The 21,459-nt window shown below is 68.2% G+C and carries 22 protein-coding genes; 8 read left to right on the top strand and 14 right to left on the bottom strand.

All coding sequences use genetic code 11. The features are described from left to right. Positions 1–12: 12 nt before the first annotated feature. The 8 genes from ASE63_RS02580 to ASE63_RS02615 form a co-directional block, all read right to left on the bottom strand. Positions 13–2,991, bottom strand: coding sequence for a formate dehydrogenase subunit alpha (locus tag ASE63_RS02580; RefSeq protein ID WP_056795961.1), 2,979 nt, complete (start codon positions 2,989–2,991; stop codon positions 13–15). A gap of 14 nt (positions 2,992–3,005) precedes the next feature. After that, a complete protein-coding gene (locus tag ASE63_RS02585; RefSeq protein ID WP_056795963.1) occupies positions 3,006–3,206 on the bottom strand; it encodes a twin-arginine translocation signal domain-containing protein in 201 nt (66 codons plus the stop codon). 62 nt (positions 3,207–3,268) lie between these two features. Next, positions 3,269–4,054, bottom strand: a complete 786-nt coding sequence (locus tag ASE63_RS02590) for a Cro/CI family transcriptional regulator (protein WP_056795966.1) — start codon at positions 4,052–4,054, stop codon at positions 3,269–3,271. Positions 4,055–4,163: 109 nt separating this feature from the next. Next, positions 4,164–4,886, bottom strand: a complete 723-nt coding sequence (locus ASE63_RS02595) for a DUF3306 domain-containing protein (RefSeq protein WP_056795968.1) — start codon at positions 4,884–4,886, stop codon at positions 4,164–4,166. Beyond that, the gene (locus ASE63_RS02600) at positions 4,883–5,401 is read right to left on the bottom strand and encodes a DUF3305 domain-containing protein (RefSeq protein ID WP_056795971.1); all 519 of its coding nucleotides are present in this window, start codon (positions 5,399–5,401) and stop codon (positions 4,883–4,885) included. The genes ASE63_RS02595 and ASE63_RS02600 overlap by 4 nt, the downstream gene beginning before the upstream one ends. Before the next feature lie 10 nt (positions 5,402–5,411). Beyond that, positions 5,412–6,422 carry a DUF6352 family protein gene (locus ASE63_RS02605; RefSeq protein WP_056795974.1) on the bottom strand — a complete coding sequence of 337 codons (1,011 nt, stop codon included), beginning with the start codon at positions 6,420–6,422 and terminating at the stop codon, positions 5,412–5,414. A 22-nt stretch (positions 6,423–6,444) separates the two neighbouring features. Next, entirely contained in the window at positions 6,445–7,008 is a 564-nt protein-coding gene (locus ASE63_RS02610) for a DUF6505 family protein (RefSeq protein WP_056795977.1), read from the bottom strand. Continuing rightward, positions 7,005–7,748: a biotin/lipoate--protein ligase family protein gene (locus ASE63_RS02615; RefSeq protein WP_244491244.1), complete on the bottom strand. Its 744-nt coding sequence runs from the start codon at positions 7,746–7,748 to the stop codon at positions 7,005–7,007. The genes ASE63_RS02610 and ASE63_RS02615 overlap by 4 nt, the downstream gene beginning before the upstream one ends. A 291-nt stretch (positions 7,749–8,039) precedes the next feature. On the opposite strand from ASE63_RS02615, the gene ASE63_RS02620 reads away from it, so the two are divergent. After that, a complete protein-coding gene (locus ASE63_RS02620) occupies positions 8,040–10,079 on the top strand; it encodes a 4Fe-4S binding protein (protein WP_056795982.1) in 2,040 nt (679 codons plus the stop codon). A gap of 140 nt (positions 10,080–10,219) precedes the next feature. On the opposite strand, the gene ASE63_RS02625 is transcribed toward ASE63_RS02620, so the two are convergent. Next, positions 10,220–11,497 carry a c-type cytochrome gene (locus ASE63_RS02625; RefSeq protein WP_056795985.1) on the bottom strand — a complete coding sequence of 426 codons (1,278 nt, stop codon included), beginning with the start codon at positions 11,495–11,497 and terminating at the stop codon, positions 10,220–10,222. 101 nt (positions 11,498–11,598) lie between these two features. Here ASE63_RS02625 and ASE63_RS02630 point away from each other — a divergent pair, with 101 nt between their 5' ends. From ASE63_RS02630 to ASE63_RS02640, 3 genes are all read left to right on the top strand, one after another. Further along, the gene (locus ASE63_RS02630) at positions 11,599–11,829 is read left to right on the top strand and encodes a sulfurtransferase TusA family protein (RefSeq protein WP_056795987.1); all 231 of its coding nucleotides are present in this window, start codon (positions 11,599–11,601) and stop codon (positions 11,827–11,829) included. Between the two features lie 27 nt (positions 11,830–11,856). Next, on the top strand, positions 11,857–12,975 hold the full coding sequence (locus ASE63_RS02635) for an Mrp/NBP35 family ATP-binding protein (RefSeq protein ID WP_056795989.1): 1,119 nt from the start codon (positions 11,857–11,859) through the stop codon (positions 12,973–12,975). A 71-nt stretch (positions 12,976–13,046) separates the two neighbouring features. Next, positions 13,047–13,445 carry a hypothetical protein gene (locus tag ASE63_RS02640; protein ID WP_056796609.1) on the top strand — a complete coding sequence of 133 codons (399 nt, stop codon included), beginning with the start codon at positions 13,047–13,049 and terminating at the stop codon, positions 13,443–13,445. 147 nt (positions 13,446–13,592) lie between these two features. Here the strand turns inward: ASE63_RS02640 and ASE63_RS28695 are convergent, their stop codons facing one another. The 4 genes from ASE63_RS28695 to ASE63_RS02655 all read right to left on the bottom strand — a co-directional run bounded on the left by ASE63_RS28695 (position 13,593) and on the right by ASE63_RS02655 (position 15,999). Beyond that, a complete protein-coding gene (locus tag ASE63_RS28695; RefSeq protein WP_280137431.1) occupies positions 13,593–13,718 on the bottom strand; it encodes a hypothetical protein in 126 nt (41 codons plus the stop codon). A gap of 74 nt (positions 13,719–13,792) precedes the next feature. Further along, positions 13,793–14,416: a molybdenum cofactor guanylyltransferase MobA gene (mobA, locus tag ASE63_RS02645; protein ID WP_056795992.1), complete on the bottom strand. Its 624-nt coding sequence runs from the start codon at positions 14,414–14,416 to the stop codon at positions 13,793–13,795. A gap of 150 nt (positions 14,417–14,566) precedes the next feature. Continuing rightward, positions 14,567–15,460 carry a formate dehydrogenase accessory sulfurtransferase FdhD gene (locus ASE63_RS02650; RefSeq protein ID WP_244491245.1) on the bottom strand — a complete coding sequence of 298 codons (894 nt, stop codon included), beginning with the start codon at positions 15,458–15,460 and terminating at the stop codon, positions 14,567–14,569. A gap of 23 nt (positions 15,461–15,483) precedes the next feature. Next, a complete protein-coding gene (locus tag ASE63_RS02655) occupies positions 15,484–15,999 on the bottom strand; it encodes a DUF2478 domain-containing protein (protein ID WP_056795995.1) in 516 nt (171 codons plus the stop codon). 190 nt (positions 16,000–16,189) lie between these two features. Between ASE63_RS02655 and ASE63_RS02660 the strand changes: the two genes are divergently transcribed. Then, the gene (locus ASE63_RS02660) at positions 16,190–17,428 is read left to right on the top strand and encodes a hypothetical protein (RefSeq protein WP_056795998.1); all 1,239 of its coding nucleotides are present in this window, start codon (positions 16,190–16,192) and stop codon (positions 17,426–17,428) included. Between the two features lie 24 nt (positions 17,429–17,452). On the opposite strand, the gene argE is transcribed toward ASE63_RS02660, so the two are convergent. After that, positions 17,453–18,598, bottom strand: a complete 1,146-nt coding sequence (gene argE, locus ASE63_RS02665) for an acetylornithine deacetylase (protein WP_056796002.1) — start codon at positions 18,596–18,598, stop codon at positions 17,453–17,455. 158 nt (positions 18,599–18,756) lie between these two features. On the opposite strand from argE, the gene ASE63_RS02670 reads away from it, so the two are divergent. From ASE63_RS02670 to ASE63_RS02680, 3 genes are all read left to right on the top strand, one after another. After that, positions 18,757–19,725: a pyridoxal-phosphate dependent enzyme gene (locus ASE63_RS02670; RefSeq protein ID WP_056796005.1), complete on the top strand. Its 969-nt coding sequence runs from the start codon at positions 18,757–18,759 to the stop codon at positions 19,723–19,725. Positions 19,726–19,760: 35 nt separating this feature from the next. Continuing rightward, positions 19,761–20,150, top strand: a complete 390-nt coding sequence (locus ASE63_RS02675) for a cupin domain-containing protein (protein WP_056796008.1) — start codon at positions 19,761–19,763, stop codon at positions 20,148–20,150. 131 nt (positions 20,151–20,281) lie between these two features. Beyond that, a complete protein-coding gene (locus ASE63_RS02680) occupies positions 20,282–21,454 on the top strand; it encodes a M20 aminoacylase family protein (RefSeq protein WP_056796010.1) in 1,173 nt (390 codons plus the stop codon). The last annotated feature ends 5 nt before the right edge of the window (positions 21,455–21,459 follow it).

Here is a 21,459-nt window from a genome sequence, read left to right on the forward strand (position 1 = left end):
TTCAGTTCCTCCTCACGCCGCCGCGATCTGGCAGAGCGTGACCTTGCCTTCGTGCATCGCCGTCACAGGGTCGTAGCCATAGCTCGTGACGGTATTGACCGACTCGCCGAGCACGATCGGGTCCGCCCCCTTCGGGTAGTTGCCGCGCTGGTCCTGCCCCTGGAAGAAGCCGCCGAAGTGGAAGGGCATGAAGGCCACGCCCTTGCCGACGCGCTCGGTCACCAGCGCCTTGACCCGTGCCCTGGAGTTGTTCTCGGGGCCCGAGACCCAGACAAAGGCGCCATCCCTGATGCCACGCGCGCTGGCATCGGCAGGGTTGATCTCGACGAACATGTCCTGCTGCAGCTCGGCCAGCCAGCGGTTCGAGCGCGTCTCCTCGCCGCCGCCCTCGTATTCGACGAGGCGGCCGGAGGTCAGCACGATCGGGAAGGACTTGGCGATGCCCTTCTCGACCGCGGCCTTCTGGACCGAAGTATGGAGGTTCGGGATGCGCAGCGTGCGCTCGTCGGGGCGTGCCGGCCATTTCGCGACCAGATCGACGCGCGGCGAGTAGATCGGCTCACGATGGGTCGGCACCGGGTCCGGCAGGTTCCAGGCATTGGCGCGGGCCTTGCCGTTGCCATAGGGCACGCAGCCATGCTTGAGCGCGACGCGCTGGATGCCGCCGGACAGGTCGGTGGACCAGCTCACCGTGTCGATGTTGTTGCCGCCGATCCAGGTGATCGTCTCGAGTTCCTTGGGCGTCAGGTCGGCATCCCAGCCGAGCTTCTTCAGCACGCCCATGGTGAACTCGGGATAGCCGTCCCGGATCTCCGAATTCAGCGAGAACGAGCCGTTCTCGGCCAGCAGCGTGTCGTTGACCTTGCTGCCGTCCGGCAGGGTGCGCTCGCGGGTGAGGCCGAAGCGCGGGCGGAAGGTGCCGCCGCCGTTACCGGCCTCGAGCGAGGTGTTGTAGAGGATGTGGGTGCCGGGATGCTTGAGCTCCGGCGTTCCCCAGCACGGCCAGGGCAGGCCGTAGAAATCGTTCTCGACCGGCGAGCCCTTGGCGCCACGCAGGCTGACCAGATCGAACTTGTCCTGATGCTGCATGTGCAGCTTGAGGCGCTCCGGCGACTGGCCGGTATAGCCGGTCGACCAGCCGCCCCGGTTGATCTCCTTGAGGATCGATTCGGCCGAGGGCTCCGGGCCGTACTTCCCCTGGATCAGTTCCAGGTTCTTGTGCATCGCCTCGGCGAAACCGAGCTTCTGCGCGAAGCGGTAGATGACCCAGTAGTCGGTCGCCGCCTCAAAGATCGGATCGACGACCTTTTCGCCCCACTGCACCGAGCGGTTGGAGCAGGTACGCGAGCCCGAGCATTCGAACTGCGTGCCGATCGGCAGGAGATAGGTGCCGTTCTTGCGCCCGCCGAGCGAGACGAAGTTGGTCGGATGCGGATCGCAGACGACGAGGAGCTCGATCTTCTCCAGCCCCTTCACGGCGTCTGGCATGCGCGGAATGGTGTTCCCGCCATGGCCCATGACGAACATGGCCTTGAGATTGTCCTTCTGGTCGACCTGTTCGGCCGGAAGATTGGCCGCGTCGAACCAGCGGGTCGAGGTATGGCCCGAGGTCTCCATGTTCTGCTTCGGCGTACGGGCGGGCCGGCCGCCCTTGGCCGGAACCTCGTCGAAACGGGAGACGAAATAGTCGTAAGGCACGTCCCAGACGCGGGCCCAGTGGCGCCATGCGCCCTCGACCAGCCCGTAGTAGCAAGGCAGATTCGAGATATCGAGGCCGAAATCGGTCGCGCCCTGCACGTTGCAGTGGCCGCGGAAGATGTTGGCGCCGTTGCCCATGCCGCCGACATTGCCGGTCGCGAGCAGAAGGCTGCAGATGGCGCGGACGTTCGCCGTGCCGACCGAGTGCTGGGTCACGCCCATGCACCAGACGAAGGTCGCCGGCTTGACCGTGGCGAAGGTCTCGGCGACGCGCTTCATCTGTGCTTCGGGAACACCGGTGATGTCCTCGACCGTCTTGGGGTCGTATTTCTCGACCTCCTTGCGGACGTCGTCCATGCCGTGGACGCGCGCGGCGAGGAAGGCCTTGTCCTCCCAACCATTCTTGAAGATGTGCCACATCAGGCCCCAGATCACCGCGATGTCGGTGCCGGAGCGGAAGCGCACATAGTCGGTCGCATGGGCCGCGGTGCGGGTCAGGCGCGGATCGAAGACGATGACGTTGGCGCGGTTGATCTCCTTGCCCGTCAGGATGTGCTGCATCGAGACCGGATGGGCCTCGGCCGCATTCGAGCCCATGAACAGGACGGTCTTGGAATTGCGGATGTCGTTGTAGGAGTTCGTCATGGCGCCGTAGCCCCAGACGTTCGCGACGCCTGCGACCGTGGTCGAGTGGCAGATGCGCGCCTGGTGATCGACGTTGTTCGTGCCCCAGAAGGCCGCGAACTTGCGGAACAGGTAGGAGCCCTCGTTGGAGAACTTGGCCGAGCCGAGAAGATAGACGGAGTCGGCGCCCGACTTCGCGCGGATCTCCATCATCTTGTCGCCGATCTCGTCGATCGCGACATCCCAGGAGATGCGCTGCCACTGGCCGTCGACGAGCTTCATCGGGTACTTGATGCGGCGGTCGCCATGGACCAGCTCGCGCACCGAGGCGCCCTTGGCGCAATGCGAGCCGCGGTTGATCGGGCTCTCCCAGGCCGGCTCCTGGCCGACCCAGACGCCGTTGGCGACCTCGGCCTTGACCGTGCAACCGACCGAGCAATGGGTGCAGATGTTCTTGACGATCTTGGTGCCCGTCGCCGGGCCGAGGCCAGCGGCTTCCGCCTTGCGCACGGAGCCGATCTGGAGCGCGCCCGCAGCGGCGATGCCGCCCGCCACAAGGCCCGAGCGGCGCAGGAAGGCACGGCGGTCCATGACGCCGGAAGACAGCCCGGCGATCGCCGACTGGAGCCGGCCGCGCTGGACATCGGCCGTTTTGCGCTTGATCAGCATGGTTTTCGCGCCTCTCAGTAACGGTTGACCCGGTAGAAGTCCTTGACGTGCTCCGACTCGCGGTAGCGCGCCTTGGTCTCCTCCGCGCCGGGATCGACGGCGGCGGCGGGCGTCACCATCGCGGGCGTTGCGGCCAGCGCGGCGCCGGCGCCGAGCGCCTTGAAGAAGCTGCGCCGGTCGACCGCGGGCTTGCCTGGCTCTCTGGTCTTCGACATCGTCGTCTCCCACGCATCGTGCATTGCGTTCGTCACTCTGGCGTTCGTCACTCTTGCTGCCGTCATGCCGGCAGCCTCGCGGCCTGCGCCTCGATCGAGACGAACAGGCTGCCGACTCGGCCGACGGCCTTGTAGAATTTCGCGGCCTTCGCGATTTCGAGATCGGCGAAGAAACGCTCGCCCCAGGGCTCGATGTGCCGGGCGAAGAAGCGGTCGGCATCGATGCCCTCGCCTGCCACCTCGCCGCGGATCAGCCGCGCCATGATGTCGAGCAGGACGGCGATATGGTCCTCCGGCTCTCCGGCGCGCTCGGCGCGCGCGAGGCCGAGCGCACCCATGTCCTCGCGGACGAGGGCGAGCGGCCGCTCATGCAGGAAGCCGGTCAGGTAATAGGAGGCGTAAGGCAGAAGGTCGCCACGGCCGACGCCGATGAAGAGCTCGAAGAACTCGTCACGCAGGCTCTCGGGCGTCGCCTCGTCGGCGGCCTCGGCCAGGGCCAGATGCGCCATGCCGAGCGGCGAGGCGTCGCCCTGGAGGTTCCGCAGAGCGGCCAGCGTGGCGGCGGTCGGGGCGCGCCAGAGCAAGGCGCCGATCAACTCGCATTCGCGGGCGCGCGCCTCGTCGATCTCGTCCAGCGCCAGCGGCGCATCGTTTACGGCAATGTCGGGATAAAGGTCGGGCCGCAGATCGGTGCGCGCGACGCCGGTGATGGCTTCGACAGAGAGCACGCGGTCCGCCGGAACGCGCTTCCAGCTCGAGATCGCCGGCTGCGAAACACCCAAGCTGCGCGCCAGTGCTCTCACACCGCCGGCGCTGTCGATCGCTCTTTCGAGTGCCGCGTCGCGCATCAAATCTGGCCGTCGTCCTCTTCTCGTCGATCGGCCCGGAGGCCGGTCAATCACCAAGTGGTGATAATGACTCCTTATCGCTCCGAAATTCAATCATTCTAATCTGTGGTCAGATTGGAACGGCGCCACCTCCACGTCTGCGAATTCGCAGGGAAGTGTCCTTTTCGGGGGGCACATCTTGCACCGCAACATGCGAGGGAGGGGGCGTTTTCGCCGGCACATCACCGGCATCCCCGCGATTGTCGCCCGTTGCACTCAACCGGACCGACGCCAGTTCGGCGGGCGCCACCGGCTGATCCCGCACCGCAGCATCGAAATCCGCAGTTTCGTCGTTAGACGAAAGTTGGTGCGGCATTGCGTCGCCTGCCGCGTCGGCAGCCTCCTCCGCTGGTTTTTCGGGCTCTGGCGCCTCGCCGAAAATGGCGCGCAGCATCGCATCGACATCGTCCGATTCCGTCAGCGGCCCGTATCCCGGCGCGCCGCCGGGCGTGTTCCATTCGAGCGCATAGTCGCGCGCCGGGTTGACGTAGTCGCGAATAGCGGGATCGCTCTCCCAGGCCCGCCGCAGCGCGGCGAGCTTCCAGCTCTCCGGGACGTTGCGCTTGAGCCAGGGGGCGAGCTCGAAATCCTTGTCGATGAGGTCGAGCGAGGGCGGCTCGATCTCCGGCTCCGGCTCGGCCTGGGCAGGCTCGGTCGCCGGGAGGCCGGCTTCGGCGGGAACCGGAATCTCAACGGCGGCGGGAGCACGTGTCGCTTCCGGCTCGGTCAGTTCTCGCTTGCGCCGCGACCAGCGGCCTAGGAAGCCTTCGTCCTCGGGAGCGCCGGCACTCATGAGCCCACCTCCCGTCGGCGCACACCCGGTTCGGGACGCTGGGGCCCACCCTTGCGCGGATCATGCTCGCTGCGCTGGCGCTTGACGAATTCGCGCTCGACATGATGCGCCTCGAAAAAGGCGAGCACCTGCTCGGCAATCGCCAGCGGCATCGGCAGCGCCTCGACGATGTCGCCGGGATTCTCGGAATAGACCTCGCTCTCGAACGGGTCCGCCGTGACGCCGACGAGTTCGAGGGCCGGCTCGATGCCGGTCGGCCTGATCGCGACCCAGAGCTTGGCGGCCCCGGCCTGGAAGTTCTCGCGGAAATGCGCCGTATCGACGGAATACAGCGTCAGGGTCGCGGAACCCAGATAGAAGCTGCGCCGTTCGGGAGTGCCCGGCAGCTCTGTCCACGGCGCAAGCGGCGGCGGCTCCGGCAGCACCGCGAGCGGCGCCCAGGCATGGTCGACCCAGGGCGAATCGACCGTGTGGCGCTCGACCACGATGCCAACCTGAATGTGCTGCTGGGGCATCGACCCCTCCTCAGTTCGCCATCTCGCGGGCGGCGAGCGGCAGGCCCGTGACAAGATTCTGCGGCTTCAGCCGGAGTACCTTGTCGGGCGACATCGCCATGATCAGATAGATCGGCCTGCCCTTCGCCGCCGGCAAGACCGGCACGTCCTCGGGCAGCGTCATCGTGTAGAGCGCGAGCACCCGCGACAGCGCCTCTTCATCGACCGCCTGCCCCTTCCAGAGCGCGTTGCCGATCGTGGTCGCCTGCGCATCGAGCCCAACGAACCAGCGCCAATCGGCATCCTTGACCTTGTCCAGCGGCTCGATGGCGACGTCGAAGCCATGGATCTGGCGTAGCCAGTGCCGCAGCGCCTGGCCGAGCGCGGCCCGTCCCGAGGGCGTCCCGCCAAGGTCGAGCACCATGTCGAAGCCATCCGACCGCTGCCAGTACTGGTCGGCATTGGCGGTCTTCAGGATGTCGAGCGCCGTCGCGGCCGGGCCGCCGAGCATGGCCAGCAGCGGCGAGGCGTGGCGGTCCGCCTCATGGCCCTCGATCATCTCGGCGTCGGCCAGCAGGATCGTGTTCTCGTGATGAGTCACGCGCTGGGGCCTGAACAGGCATTCGGCGGCGCGCACCACGAAGGGATCGCCGACCTCGTCCAGCGCGGCGCGCAGGATGACATGGGCGAGCTGGTCGAGGAACAGCGGCGGAATGCCCGAGACGCCCTGCCGGATGATGCCGGCATAGGCCGCTTCGAGCGTCGGCGCGGCCAGCAGCCGGTCGCGCCAGCCCAGCATGAAGCGCCAGTTCTCGCGCGCATCGGCATCGAGGATCGCTCCGAGCTCTGCCTGCGAAACATCGCGCTGCGGCGCGTCCATCAGCCGGGCATGCAGGGCCCGTTCGGCCGCGCAGGCTTCCTCCGGCGGCAGCAGTTCGGGCCGGGCGAGATAGGCCTTGAGGAAGTCGTCGGTGACCTTGAGCCCGCCGCCCGGCTCGCGGTCCAGCAGCAGATGGCCCGATGAGGCCCAGAAATGCGTCATGGCAGCCTGATCTTTCCGTGCCTCATCGGGACCTTCCGAGATTTGTCTTGCCGAGGTTCACGAGGTCGACCCGCTCGGCGGGCTCGTCGTCTTCGCCCGCGACTTCCATGAATTCGAAGGCGCGAAAACCCTCACTCTGGCTCGCATCGCGCGGGGTGAGCGTGCGGAAGCGCTCGCGGATCTCGCCCTCCTCCAGCGCCCGGTGCAGAGCCAGCAGTGTCTGGGCGGGATGATCGCAGAGCGAGGCTGCGAAGGCGATCTCCTCTTCCGCCGCCGCGCGCGCCGTCGCGAGATCGGGCGCGCCGAGTTTCTCGACAAGCTGCTCCGCGAGTTGCGCGACGACCGCCTCATACTCGGCCTCCGTCGCCTCCGTGACCACTGCCAGCGTGCTCCAGCCGAAGCTCGCGACGCCGAGGAAACCGGAGCGGAAGGCAGCCTTCCACTTGGCATCCAGGCTGCCGAGCGTGGCCGCATCGAACAGGAAGGAACCGGTGACCAGCCACTCGCCCGGCTCAGCCGCCCGCCGGAAGACGAACGTGTCCGACGGGTCGAGCCGGATGGCGCGCGGGAGCTTGAGGCCGGTCACAGCTTCGGCCCGCCACTCTCGCGGTCGAGCCAGTCAACCCGCCCCAGCGCCTCATTGAGGCTGCGGCGCTCGGTGCCGGCCTGCGTCGTCGCGACGAGATCGCCATTCGGCTCGATGCCGTGGCGCGTCCCGACGACCTTGTCGAGCCGGTCGAGCCAGCGCAGCGCCGCGGCCTTGGGGCCATCCTCCTGCCAATGGGTGACTCCGAGCATCAGATGACGGGCGAAAGCCTCGATCAGGTCGACCGCATCGACCTCCTCAAAACCCTCCTCGGCCATGCCGACGCCGACCTGCCCGAGCGCGAAAGGCGTCATCGTGGTCGCGCGCAGCATCGCCCCAAAGACGAGCCAGTCCGGCACCTCGTCCTCGGCGCAGCCTTCCGGCCAGGCCAGCCTGCCGCCGCCGATCAGGCCGAGATCGTAGACCAGCGCGTCCGGCCAGCGGAAGAGAATCGGCCGCTCGGGCGGGCTGTGGACGGCGAGCGCATCGGCAAGCGCATTCATCGCCAGGTAATGGGCGAGCCGCGCCTCACGCAGCGGATTCTCAGGCTCCAGCACGACCGCGAACTCGATGATGTCGAAGCGCCGCGTCCACACAATCGTTGCCGCGCCGGCTTGCGCCGCGATGCCGCAGGCATGCGCGAAGGCATCGCCTGATTCGCGCAGGGAGACGAGGGAGAAGCCCGGCGGCAGCACCGGCTCGCGACGCAGATCGTCGGGGCGCTGGGAAGTCATGGCCATGGGCAACTCCTCCGATCCCGCCCCCGCCAGCCCTCATCCCGAGGCAACCCGAAGGGCTGTCTCGAAGGATGCCCCAGTTGGTTCCGGAGCCTCCTGAAACATCCTTCGAGACGCCATTCCCCACGGAATTGCTCCTCAGGATGAGGGTTGATCGAATTCACCGAACCGTTTCCTCCGAAAGCGCGACGAATTGCTCAAGCGTCGCTTCTTTTGAACCACTCCAATTCCATATAAGCATGGATTATCGCAAGAGAGGCGACACAACGCCGCCTGCCCGAGGATACGCCGCCAATGCCCGACGCCACCCGCACGCTGTTGGTCTGTTCGTGCGAGGACACGATGCCGCTCGACGGGGCAGCGCTGGCGCGCGGCTGCAAGGGCGCCGACATCCGCTCGGCGCGGCATCTCTGCCGGACGCAGACTGAGCTGTTCACGAAGGCGCTGGGCGAGAGCGGCGCCGTCACCGTCGGTTGCACGCAGGAAGCGCCGCTCTTCGAGGAGATCGCGGCCGATCTCGATTATGCGGGCGACCTCGTCTTCGCCAACATCCGCGAGGCGGCCGGCTGGGCGCATGAGGCCAAGGCGACGGGCCCGAAGATGGCGGCGCTGCTCGCAGCCGCCGCCGAGCCGATGCCGCCGATCTCCTTCACCACCCTGACCAGCAAGGGCGTGGCCCTGGTCTATGGCCGCGACGAGACCGCGATCTCGGTCGGCCAACGACTGGCCGAGCATCTCGACGTCACCATCCTGCTGTCACGGCCGGGCGAGGTCACGCCGCCGCGCGTCGTCGAGACGCCGGTGCTGAAGGGCACGATCGCGACCGCGACCGGTTGGCTCGGCGCCTTCGAGCTGAAGATAGACGACTATGCCGCCCCCGCCCCGTCCTCGCGCGCGAAACTCGTCTTCGGCGCGCCGCGAGATGGCGCCACCTCGCATTGCGACATCGTCATCGACGTCTCCGGCGGAACCCCGCTGTTCCCGGCCGACGAGCTGCGCGCCGGCTATCTGCGCGCCGACCCGCACAGCCCGGCCGCGATCGAGAAGCTGATCGCGGAAGCCGGCCATCTCGTCGGCGAATTCGACAAGCCTGCTTACGTCCGGCTGAACGAGGATCTCTGCGCCCATTCACGCTCGAAGAAGACGGGCTGCACGCGCTGCCTCGAGCTCTGCCCGACCGGCGCGATCACGCCGAATGGCGACCATGTCGCGATCTCGGCCGAGATCTGCGCCGGCTGCGGCGCCTGCGCCGCCGTCTGCCCGACCGGCGCCGTGACCTACGCCCTGCCGCCGAGCGACGCCCTGCTGCGCCGCCTGCGCACCTTGCTCGTGACCTATGCCGAGGCCGGCGGGCGGGCCCCGGTCGTGCTGCTGCATGACGGCGAGCATGGCGAGCCGCTGATCGACGCCCTCGCCCGCTTCGGCGAGGGGCTGCCGGCCCGCGTGCTGCCGCTGCGCGTCAACGAGATCACCCAGATCGGGCTCGAGACCTTCGCCGCCGCGCTCTCCTTCGGCGCGAGCGCGGTGCGCGTGCTCGGCCGCGCCAGGCCGAAGCACGACCTCTCCGGGCTGCAGCGCAACCTCTCCTACGCCAATACGCTCGCAGCCGCGCTCGGCTTCGGGACCGGCAGCACCGGGCTGATCGAAACCGACGATCCCGACCAGTTGGCCGCAGCGCTCGCGCGCCTCGTGCCGGGCACCGTCTCGCCGACGCCGGCCCGCTTCCGGCCCATGGGCGAAGGCCGCCCGCTGCTGCGCCAGACGATCGGCGAGCTCCATGCCGCAGCTCCCACCCCGGTCGCCTCCGTCGCACTCCCGGAGCGCGCGCCGTTCGGGGCGGTGCATGTCGATACCGAGGGCTGCACGCTGTGCCTGGCTTGCGTCTCGGCCTGCCCCGTCCAGGCGCTCTCAGACGATCCCGACCGCCCGACGCTGAGCTTCCAGGAAGATCTCTGCGTGCAATGCGGTCTCTGCGAGGCCACCTGCCCTGAGAAGGTCATCACGCAGGAGCCACGGCTCGACTTCGCGGCGTGGAAGGGCGGCCGGCGCGTGCTCAAGCAGGAGGAACCGTTCCACTGCATCAATTGCGCCAAGCCGTTCGGCGTCCGCAGCACGATCGAGAAGATCGCGGCGAAGCTGGAGAACAAGCACTGGATGTTCTCGGGCGACGCCGCCCGGCGCATCTCGGTGATCCGGATGTGCGAGGACTGCCGCGTCGAGGTGGTGGTCAACGAGAGCTTCGACCCGCATCTCTCGCCGCAGCGGCCAAATGTCCGCACCACGGACGACTATCTGCGCGAGCGGGCCGAGCGTGGCGAGGACCCGCTGCAGTAGCAGATGTCATGCCGGGGCATCGCGCAGCGATGAACCCCGAACCCACGACAGGGTGAAAGCTTACGACTGGCCGCTGCGACGGCTCGCCCAGTCCTGGGTTCCGGGTTCGCCGCTGCGCAGCGCCCCGGAATGACGGACGCTCAGCGCGTCACCTTCTCCAGCCAATCGACCAGGGCCTGCCTGTCCTGCGCCGAGCCGATGGTCTGTTCGGGCATCTTGGTGCCGGGGGTGTAGGCGTTCGGGCCGATCTCGAAAAGCTTCGCCACCGTCTCCTTGGTCCAGACGATGTCCATCGTCTTGAAGGCCTCGGAATAGGCGTAGCCCGGCGCGCTCGCGATCCTGCGGCCGAAGAGGCCGTGCAAGGTGGGGCCGGCGCGGTTGCCGTCCGAAGGGGTAAGCGTGTGGCAGGCGGCGCAGGCGCGGAAGACCTCGGCGCCGCGCTCGCCGTTGAAGGCGGCGAGCGGATCGGCCCCGGCGCGCGGCACGACCGTGCCGACATGCTCGCCGGTGACCGCGTTCCAGCGTCGGACCAACCGGTCCGCTCCGCCCGACAAGAGTTGCCTGCCATCAGGCAGGAAGGCGAGCGACCAGACGGGCAGGCCCGGCCCGACGAGCGTCGCGCGGATGCTGCGGGTCTTGCGGTCGATCAGCGCGACCTGGCCGCGCAATCCGCCTGCCGCGATCGTGGCGCCGTCCGCCGAGATCGCCAGCGCGATGATCGGCGTCTGGCCGATCGCGATCTCGCCTTGCGCCTCGCTATCGGGCGAGAACAGCCGCAGCCGGCCATCGGCGGCCGCGACCGCGATCTCGCCGTCGGGCGCGACCACGACGCCGTTGAGCGGCGCCGGCAGGGCGATGATCCGCGGCGCTCCCGCCTCCTCGGACGGCCAGATCCGCAGCGTCGCGTCATAGCCCGAGGAGACGATGGCGCCGCCGGGCAGGAAGGCGACGCCGTTGACCGGGCCGGCATGGCCCTGCAGCAGGCGGGCCTTGCCGTCCGCCAGCGCGGTCACGCGTAATGTCTCGTCCCAGGAGGCAGAGGCGATCAGGCGGCCGTCCGGCGATATTGCGAGCGCGGCTATCGGGCCCTTATGGCCCTCGAAGACCTGCGCCGGCTCACCGGCATCTCCCCGCCAGAGCGCGATGCGACCATCCTCGGCGCCGGTCGCGAAGCCTGCGCCCGGAACGGTCGCCACCGCATTCACCGCCCCCTGATGAAAGCGCAGCACCTTCTGCGCGGTGCCATCGGCCAGGTTCCACAGGATCGCCGACTGGTCGAAGGAGCCGGTCATCGCGGAACGCCCGTCGCCCGATACCGCGACCGACCGCACCGGCCCGCCATGGCCGCGCAGCTCTTCCCCCGACGAAGGCGAGACGGCCAGCATGAGCAAGACGAGGCAAGAGGCGGGTTTCAGCATCGCACCATCATGGACCGGCTCGTCGGCGTGACAAAGCGGACAGTTGCTCCCGCGCGAGGAGCCATCCTATGAAGCGATCCGACCTGCAACCGGCTCCGCCCATGACCGCGACCCCGCTCAATCTCCGTGGCCTCAAATGCCCCCTGCCCGCCTTGCGGGTGCGCAAGGCGCTGAAAGGCGCTGAGCCCGGCGCGCTGTTCGTCGTCGAATGCACCGATCCGATGGCGGCAATCGACATTCCCAACCTGATGCGCGAAACCGGAGACGCGATCGAGGAGAGCCGCAGCGATGGCGACCTTCTCGTCTTCCATATTCGCAAGGCGGCCGCCTGACGGCCACGCCGAACGGAGTTAGCCGACGTGGCCCTGACCCAAGCCGACATCCTGCGCGCCCTCGAACTGGTCAAGCTGCCGGCCGGGCAATCGCTCTCGGCCTCCGGCCGCATCGGGGACATCCTGATCGACGGCGGCAAGGTGATCTTCGCCATCGGCATCGATCCCAATGAGGCCGGCACGATGGAACCGGTCCGCAAAGCGGCGGAAAGCGCCGTTTCCGGGCTGCCCGGCGTGACGCAGGTGCTAGTCGGGCTGACGGCCGACAAGGCGCCCTCCTCCGCCGCCGCACAGGCGCGCCAGCAGGCGCACCGCCCCGCGCCCGGCGGGCCGACGCCGAAGGCCGCCGGCGTGCCGGGCGTGAAGCAGATCATCGCCGTGGCCTCGGGCAAGGGCGGCGTCGGCAAATCGACCACTACCGCGAACCTCGCCGTGGCGCTGGCGACGCTCGGCCTCAAGGTCGGCGTGCTCGACGCAGACATCTACGGGCCTTCCGTGCCGAAGATCTTCGGCGTCACCGGCAAGCCGCGGCTCGTTTCCGGCCGGACGCTGGCGCCGATGGAGGCCTACGGGCTCAAGATCATGTCGATCGGCTTCCTGATCGACGAGGAGACGCCGATGATCTGGCGCGGGCCGATGGTGATCTCGGCGATCACCCAGATGCTCCGCGAGGTCGCCTGGGGCGAGCTCGACGTGCTCGTCGTCGACATGCCGCCGGGCACCGGCGACGCCCAGCTCACCATGGCCCAGCAGACGCCGCTGGCCGGCGCCGTGATCGTCTCGACGCCGCAGGACCTCGCATTGCTCGATGCGCGGCGCGGCGTCGCCATGTTCAAGAAGGTGGAGGTTCCGATCCTCGGCCTCGTCGAGAACATGAGCTATTTCATCTGCCCGGAATGCGGCCACCGCTCCGATATCTTCGCCCATGGCGGCGCGCGCCACGAGGCCGAGCGGCTCGGCGTACCCTTCCTTGGCGAGGTTCCGCTCGCCATGCCGATCCGCGAGACTTCCGATTCCGGCCGGCCGATCGTGGCGAGCGACCCGGATTCCGCCCATGCGAAGGCCTATCTGATGATCGCCCGGCAGGTCATGGCCTCGCTCGCGGGCGGGAGTGTCAGGGCTGCGCCGCGCATCGTCATCGAGTGACCGGCAAGGGGTCGGCTTGACCCAGCCGCGCGCTTGTTCCTATTTTGTTCGTGAACACGATGGAGCAGGCGATGTCGACGAGCAGAGCGCGCCATATCGGGATCACGATCGAGCGGCCGGCCGACGAGGTCTATGCCTTCATGGCCGAGCCGCAGAACTTTCCGAAATGGGCGGAGGGGCTCGGCCGCGACTTCCGCCATGTCGAGGGCATGGTCTGGGCGGCGCAGACGCCGATGGGGCCGATGCGCATCGCCTTCAGCGAGCCGAACGCCCATGGCATCCTCGACCATGCCGTGATCCCGCCGAACGGGCCGGCAATGCACAACCCGCTGCGTGTCATGGCCAACGGCAGCGGCAGCGAGGTCGTCTTCACGCTGTTCCAGCGCGACATGTCCGACGACGATATGGCGCGCGATGCCGGGATGGTGGCGCGCGATCTGGCGGCGCTGAAGGCGCTGCTGGAGGGTTAGAGCGCTTTTGCGGGCAACCTCGGGCGCCTCTCACCGTCATTGCGAGCGTAGCGAAGCAATCCAGGAGCGGTAGCACTCTACGCCCCCCTGGATTGCTTCGCTACGCTCGCAATGACGAAACTGGCGGATCAGCCGTTCGAGGACTGCTTAGAGCCGCACGCCGCCGGTGCTGAAGGCGACCTCGACGGGCTTCTGGAAATAATCGTTGAGCACCAAGCTCGCCCCGAAGGCGAGGATTGCGGCAACGGCAACGGCTGCGACGAATGATTTCATGGTTTTCTCCCCCGGTCGGCGCGGCAGCGATAAGCCGCTCTTATCACGAGAGATAGCGAGGGCAGCTAAGCGGATCAAGCGCGCGGCAGGGCGGCAAAGAGCCGCTCGGCCTCGGCGAGATCATCGGGCCTGTTGGCGTTGAAGAAAGGATCGACCGGAGCCGTCTCCCATTCGGCCGAGGCGCAGCCATGGCGCGCGGTCCAGCGGTCGATCTTGCGCTCGTCCTCGACCGTCAGCGCGTGGCGCAGTTCCTCGCGCAGCGAGACCGGCCAGAGACCGATGACGGGGTGGGTCCAGCCGCCCGACGCGGCGCAGGCGAGCGGCGCTCGTCGGGCCTCGCGGGCCGCATGCAGGCGAGCGACGAGATCGCGCGGGATGAAGGGCGTATCAGCTGCGACGCTGACGAGCCATTCCAGCTCCGGACGGTTGGCGGCCATCCAGTCGAGCCCGGCGAGTATGCCGGCGAGGGGACCGGCGAAATCAGGCACGCTGTCGGCGACGACCGGCAGGCCGTAATCGGCGAAGCGGGCCGGATCGCCATTGGCGTTGACCAGCAAGCCATCGCATTGGGGCTCGAGCCGCTCGATCACATGGGCCAGGATGCTGCGGCCCGCAATCAGGCGCAGCGGCTTGTCGCCACCGCCCATGCGGCGGGCGAGGCCGCCGGCAAGCAGCAGGCCGAGGGTTGGGGCGTTCATTCCAACCCCACCTTGTCATTCCGGGGCGACCCCGATTGCCGAACCCGGAATCCACGACCGGGCTCGACCATCCGACGGCGTTGCAAAGCGCTCGCCCGGTCGTGGGTTACGGGTTCTTCGCTGCGCGAAGCCCCGGAATGACAGCGCGGCTCAGTCCTCACGCTCTGCCCCCTTGCGCCGGCTCTTGCCGCCCTCCTCCTCGACCGTATCCGGATCCTGATCGAAGACGATGTTCTCCTCGCCGGCCAGCGCCACGAAGCGCTTGCCGCGGGCCCGGCCGATCAAAGTGAGGCCAGCCTTCCGGGCAAGCTCGACGCCCCATTCGGTGAAGCCCGAGCGCGAGACCAGGACCGGAATGCCCATGCGGACGGTCTTGATCACCATCTCCGAGGTCAGGCGGCCGGTGGTGTAGAAGATCATCCTGGCCGGATCGGCATCGTGCCGGAACATCCAGCCCGCGACCTTGTCGACGGCGTTGTGGCGGCCGACGTCCTCCATATAGACCAGCGGCTTGTCGCCCTCGCAGAGCACGCAGCCATGGATCGCGCCGGCTTCCAGGTAGAGCGAAGGCGTGGTGTTGATCTTCTTCGTCAGCGCGTAGAGCCAGCTGGTGCGCAGTTCGGCCTTGGGCAGTTCGATCTCGTCGATCGCCTCCATCAGGTCGCCGAAGGCAGTGCCCTGGGCGCAGCCGGAGGTCAGCGTCTTCTTCTTGAGCTTCTGCTCGAAATTCGTGCGCTCGGGCGTGCGGACGACGACGACCTCGAGCTCCTCGTCGTAATCGACCGCATCGACGACATCGCCGCGCTTCAGCATGTTCTGGTTCAGCAGATAGCCGAGCGCGAGATAATCCGGATGATCGCCGATCGTCATCATCGTGACGATCTCCTGGGCGTTGAGGTAGAGCGTCAGGGCCCGTTCCGTGACGACTCGGGTCTCGACCTTCGCCCCCGTCTGGTCGATGCCGGAGACGGTGGCACCGAGGCGCGGCGCCTGCGGGTCCGGCCGCACGAGATAATCGTCGAGAAAGCTCATATCCTGCGCCATCGCGGCTGCTCCTCCGGCGGCGTTCAGGCGGGAAGGCGCGCCTGCGACAGCGCCCAGGCCTCGATGGCGTCCAGCTGCGGCGGCAGCTCGGTCCAGTCCTCTCCGGCGAAGTCGCGCCAGCCCGGCAGGAAATCCTCCCTGACGGCGATGAGAAGCGGCAGCCCTGCCATCAGCGCGGCGGCGATCTCCTGCCGCAGGCCCTGGCCGAGCATCTCCTGGCGGCCGAACTTGTTGACGATGACGAGCTCGGCCCCCCCCGCCAGAGCGGCGGCGAGCGCGCCACCGGCAGCGGCGAGGCCGGCCGCATCGAGCCGGCATCCGGAGGACGCGGCGCCACGATCCTCGCTGATCGGAAAACGCTCGCCGCTGGCGAGATCCTCCAGCGCCATGGACAGGCAGCCCTGCTCGCACGCGCCCTCATTGTGCTGCACGACGCCGCCGAGCCGCAGGCCACGCCCCCTCAGGCGCAGCGCGAGATCGGCCATGAATCCGTCGATCCTGAAACCGGAAGAATAGGGAATGGCGGCCAGCAGCGTCATGGCGAAGTCATCCCACGAAAGCCGGCCCGCTGCCAGAGGGCTTTGGTCGCAGGCGAGACGCCTGCCGCGATCAAGATGTGCGCAGGTGTTGCACCGCACCTACAGTCTCTGCCGCACCGGGCCGCTACGGTAAGGGCAATTCCCTCTCCGGCACCTCTCCGGCGGAGATCATTTCGCGGTTCGCAGATCGATGCCTCATCGACGTTCCCACGCCCTGCTCGACCCCTCTGCCGATGCGGCAAGGCTGCTGCGCCGCATCGGCTTCGGCACGCTGGCGCTCGCCCTGCCGCTAGCAGCGCTGGTCTCGCGCCGCGCAGCCGTGGTGCTGGCGCCGATCGGCGTCGTCCTGCTGGTGATCGCCGCCCTGATCGAGGAGCCCGGCCGCTTCATCGCGATGCTGCGGCGCGGCGTGCTCAGCCTTCCGGGCATGATCCTGATCGGGCTCGTGGCCTGGGCGCTGCTCTCGCTGGTCTGGAGCCCCTATACGGCTTCGGCGACCGAAAAGGCGGGCAATCTCGTGCTCGCCATCGCGCTCGGCTTCGCCGGCATGGCCGCCCTCCCGGAGCGGATGCGTGCCTCCAACCTCAACCTCGTGGCGCTGGGCACCGGTATCGCGGGGGCCTTCGCGCTCGCGCTCGTCGTGATCGCGGAGTTCCGCCATGAGGATACCGACGCCGGCGTCGAGCGCGCCATCAGCGTCATCCTGATCATGACCTGGCCGGCGCTGGCCTGGCTGCTCTCGCGCGAGCGAGGACTGAGCGCGCTGGGGCTTGCGCTCGTGGTCGGCCTGCTCGCCCTGACGCGATTCGACGACGGCGAGGCGGTGGCGATGGTCTGCGGCGCTGCCGCCTTCGGCGCCGTCAGCGCCGAACGTCGCTCAGCCTCCGCCATCATCGCCGCGATCATCGCCGGGTTGATGCTGATCGCGCCGCTGCTGCCCTTCCTGCTGATCCCGCTCGTCGCGGCCTTTGCCCAGGGCGAGGCTGCGCAGTCTCTGGCGGTCTGGGCCGATGTGATCAGCGCCGATCCGGTCAAGCTCGTGACCGGGCATGGGCTCGACACCGTGCTGCGCGGGCGCGTGACCGGCGCGCTGCCGCAACCGGCACCGGTGACCCTGCTCTTCGAGGTCTGGTACGAGCTCGGCCTCGTCGGCGCGGTGGCCGGCGCCGCCAGCCTCTACTTCGCCATCCGCGCAGCCGCCCGCATGCCGGGCGCGCTGGCAGCCGGCGGCGTGGCCGCCTTCAGCACGGCCTTCGCCCTGAGCGCGCTCGGCTTCGCCACCTTCCAGACCTGGTGGCTGATGACGCTGACAGCGGTCGTGCTGATGTTCGGCGCCATCGCGCGCGGCCAGTACCGCACCGACCGGCCCGTCGCGCCCCTGCTCAAGCCGGCCAACCACCGCCCCAAGGCAGGCGGCACGCCCGCCTGAGGCGAGCGGCCGCCAATTCTCGCTCTAACGAGACAGTTCCGCGATCACGCCGTCGATGAAGCGCTCGCCGGCCTCGAGCTGCGAGATCGCGATGAACTCGTCAGGCTGATGCGCCTGGGCGATGTCGCCCGGCCCGCAGATCACCGTCGACCACTCCACGCCCTGGAACAGACCGCCTTCGGTGCCGAAGGCGACGACATGGGTGCCGTTGTCGCCGGTGATGCGCCGCGCCAACGCCTCGGCGGCGCCGTCGGTCTCCGGCGAGGTGCCGGGCGTATTGGAGGAGATCTGGAACTCGATGCGGGCGGCCGGCGCGATCGCCTTCATCCGCGCCTCGGTCTCGGCGAGCTTCTCGCGATAGCGCGCCTCGTATTGCGCCGGCGTCTCGCCGGGAACGCAGCGGACCTCATGCACGAAGGAGCAGTATTCGGCCGTGATGTTGGCCGCCGTGCCGCCCTCGACCGTGCCGACATGCAGCGTCGAATAGGGCGGCTCGAAAATGCTGTCGGCTGCGGCCTTGGCCTTGTTCTCCGCCATCACCTCGTTCGACCAGTGGATCAGCTCGCCCGCGACCATGATGGCCGGCACGCCGATATCGACGCGGCTCGAATGCACCGCATGGCCGTGCACGGTCGTGCGCATCCGCATCACGCCCTTATGGCCGGTCGCGACCTGCATCATCGTCGGCTCGCCGACGATCACCGCGGAGGGACGGATGCCGGCAGCGACCATCGCATTGATCAGAACGCGCGCGCCGACGCAGCCGACCTCCTCGTCATAGGATAGCGCGATATGCACGGGGCGCTTCAGCGGAGCGGCCAGCATCTTCGGCACGGCAACGAGCGCCAGGGCGTCGAAGCCCTTCATGTCGCAGGCGCCGCGGCCGTAGAGCTTGCCGTCGCGCTCGGTCAGCGTCCAGGGATCCGAGCTCCACTCCTGCCCCGCGACGGGCACGACGTCGGTATGGCCGGACAGGACGACGCCGCCATCCACCTTCGGGCCGATCGTGGCGTAGAGATTGGCCTTCTGCCCGTCTTCATTATGGACCAGCGTGCTCTCGACGCCGAGGCCCGCAAGGTAGTCGCGGCAGAAATGGATCAGTTCGAGATTGCTGCGATGCGATTCCGTGTTGAACGAAACCAGCTTGGCGAGCATCTCCTTGGGCGTCATCGTCACGAGGCGGTTCTCCAGAAAAATTCGGGCAAGGCAGGTTTCGTGCCGGGCGGCCTTGGCCTGTAGTAGGCGCCTGCGCCGGCCATGCCAACGGTTGCGTTTCCGTCCGCGGTCGCGCGCCCTATAAGAACCGGGACGAAGCAAGAGGCGCATGCATGACATTCGACGTCACACTCGGCGACATCCAGGCGGCCGCAGCACGCATCGCCGGCAAGATCCGGCGGACGCCGACCTATCACAGCCCCGGTCTCTCAGCCCGGCTCGGCGTCGAGACGGTGGTGAAGGTCGAGAGCCTCCAGCTCGGTGGCTCCTTCAAGGTGCGCGGCTGCTTCAACAAGCTGATGAGCCTGAGCGACCGGGAGCTGGCGAACGGCGTCGTCACGGTCTCGGGCGGCAACCATGCCATCGCGGTCGCGCTGGTGGCGAAAAGCATGGGTTGCCGCGCCCTCGTGCTGATGCCGCAGAATGCGGCCGCCTTCAATGTCGAGATGGCGCGCTCGCTGGGTGCCGAGGTCGAGCTCTGCGAGGATTCGGTCGCAGCCTTCGCCAAGGCCGAGGACTACGCCGCGAAGGGCATGACCAACGTTCATTCCTATGACGATCCGGCGATCATCGCCGGGCACGGCTCGCTCGGCCTCGAAATGAACAACGATGCCGGCGGCCGGCTCGACCATGTCTTCATCTCGATCGGCGGCGGCGGCTTTGCGGCCGGGGTCGGGGCGGCGATGAAGGGGCTCGACCCGGCGCTGCGCATCCACGGCGTCGAGACGGAAGGCGCGACGACGATGTCGCAGGCTCTGGCTGCCGGCAAGCCGGTGTCGATCAGGCCGACCTCAATCGCGCGGACGCTGGGCGCGCCCTTCGCAACGGAACGCACGATGGCGGCGGCGCGGCAGTTCGTCGAGGATATCGTGGTCGTACCCGATGCCGAGGCGGTGCGCGAGATCGACTGGGTGCTGCAGAACGGGCGCGTATTGCTGGAGCCGGCGGCCGCCTGCGTCGTCGCGGCGGCGATGGCGCGCAAGGAGATGTTCAAGCCGGGCGAGCGGGTCGGCCTCGTGCTCTGCGGCTCGAATGTCGCGCTCGAGGACATCGCGGCCTGGCGGACGCAGTTCGGCGTCTGAGGCCCCGCCGCATCGCCCCGATAGGAAGAGACACGATGGATATCCTCGACCACAACACGCAGCCGCAGGAAAAATGGCGCGACGGCGTGATGACCCAGATGCGGGTTTCGGCGCTGGTCCAGAGCCGCCAGATCTGCATCTTCGAGCAGTATTGCGAGCCCGGTCTCGGCGCCCCAATCCATCTGCATGCGGTCGAGGAGGTTCTGGAGGTCATCGCCGGAACGGCCGAGATCCTGCTGCGCGACAGCAGGATCGTGCTGACCGCCAACCAGTCCGTGGTGATCCCGGCAGGTGCCCGCCACGGCTTCCGGAACATCGGGACCGGCACGCTGCATGTGCGCGCGACGGTCGCGGCGGCGATCTTCGAGGCCGCCTATGACGACCGCAGCGAGGCATCCCGCCGCTACGTTCCGACCGAGGCCTGAGGCGCCCGCCATGTCCGGGCGTCCACCCTGCCCGCCGTCACCGGCTTGGACAGGAGCGCACGCCCCCGCTAGCTTATCCGTGGCAACCCGTTTCCTGCGGAGTTCGCCGCCTCCCTTCATTCGAGGACACGATGCCCAAAGCCGAAGTCATTGCCGCGCTCGCTCCCGAGATCACCGCCATCCGCCGCGACCTCCACCGCCATCCCGAGCTGATGTACGACGTCCACCGGACCGCCGGTATCGTCGCGCAGAAGCTGACCGAATGGGGCGTTGACGAGGTCGTGACGGGCATCGGCCGGACCGGCGTCGTCGGCGTCATCAAGGGCAAGGGCCAGGGTGCCGGCAAGGTGATCGCGATGCGCGCCGACATGGACGCGCTACCGATCCACGAAGAAACCAATCTGGAGCATCGCTCGACGATTCCGGGCAAGATGCACGCCTGCGGCCATGACGGCCACACCGCGATGCTGCTCGGCGCCGCGAAGTATCTCGCCGAGACGCGCGATTTCGACGGCACCGCCGTCGTCGTCTTCCAGCCGGCGGAGGAAGGCGGGGCCGGCGCCAAGGCGATGATCGACGACGGGCTGATGAGCCGCTTCGGCGTGCACGAGGTCTATGGCATGCACAACAAGCCGGGCTTGCCGATCGGCCAGTTCGATGTCCGCAAGGGCCCGACCATGGCGGCCGCCGACCGCCTGCACATCAAGATCGAGGGCAAGGGCGGGCATGCCGCCGCGCCGCATCGCGTCAACGACCCGATCGTCGCAGCCTGCCAGCTCGTCACCGCGCTGCAGACGATCTCGTCGCGCAATGCCGATCCGCTGGACTCGATCGTCGTCTCAGTGACGGCGCTGAATGCCGGCGAGGCCTTCAACGTCATTCCGCAGACGGTCGAGATCAAGGGCTCGATCCGCACGCTGACCCCGGAGATGCGCGACCTCGCCGAGAAGCGCGTCACCGAGATCACCGAGGGGCTGATGACGGCCTTCGGCATGACCTATTCCTGCGAGTATCACCGCGGCTATCCGGTGACCTTCAACCACGCCGCCCAGGCTGAATTCGTGGTGGGCACCATCGATGCCGCGTTCGGCGAGGGCAAGGTCGACACCAGCGTGCCGCCGACGATGGGTTCGGAGGACTTCTCCTACATGCTGGAGGAGCGCCCCGGCGCCTTCATCAATATCGGCAATGGCGACTCGGCCGGCCTCCACCACCCGGCCTACGAGTTCAACGACGAGGTGATCCCGGTCGGCGTGACCTACTGGGCGAACCTCATCGAGACCGCGCTGCCGCGCCAGGCCTGACGGCA

Source organism: Allobosea sp. Root381 (assembly GCF_001429395.1).
GTDB lineage: Bacteria > Pseudomonadota > Alphaproteobacteria > Rhizobiales > Beijerinckiaceae > Allobosea.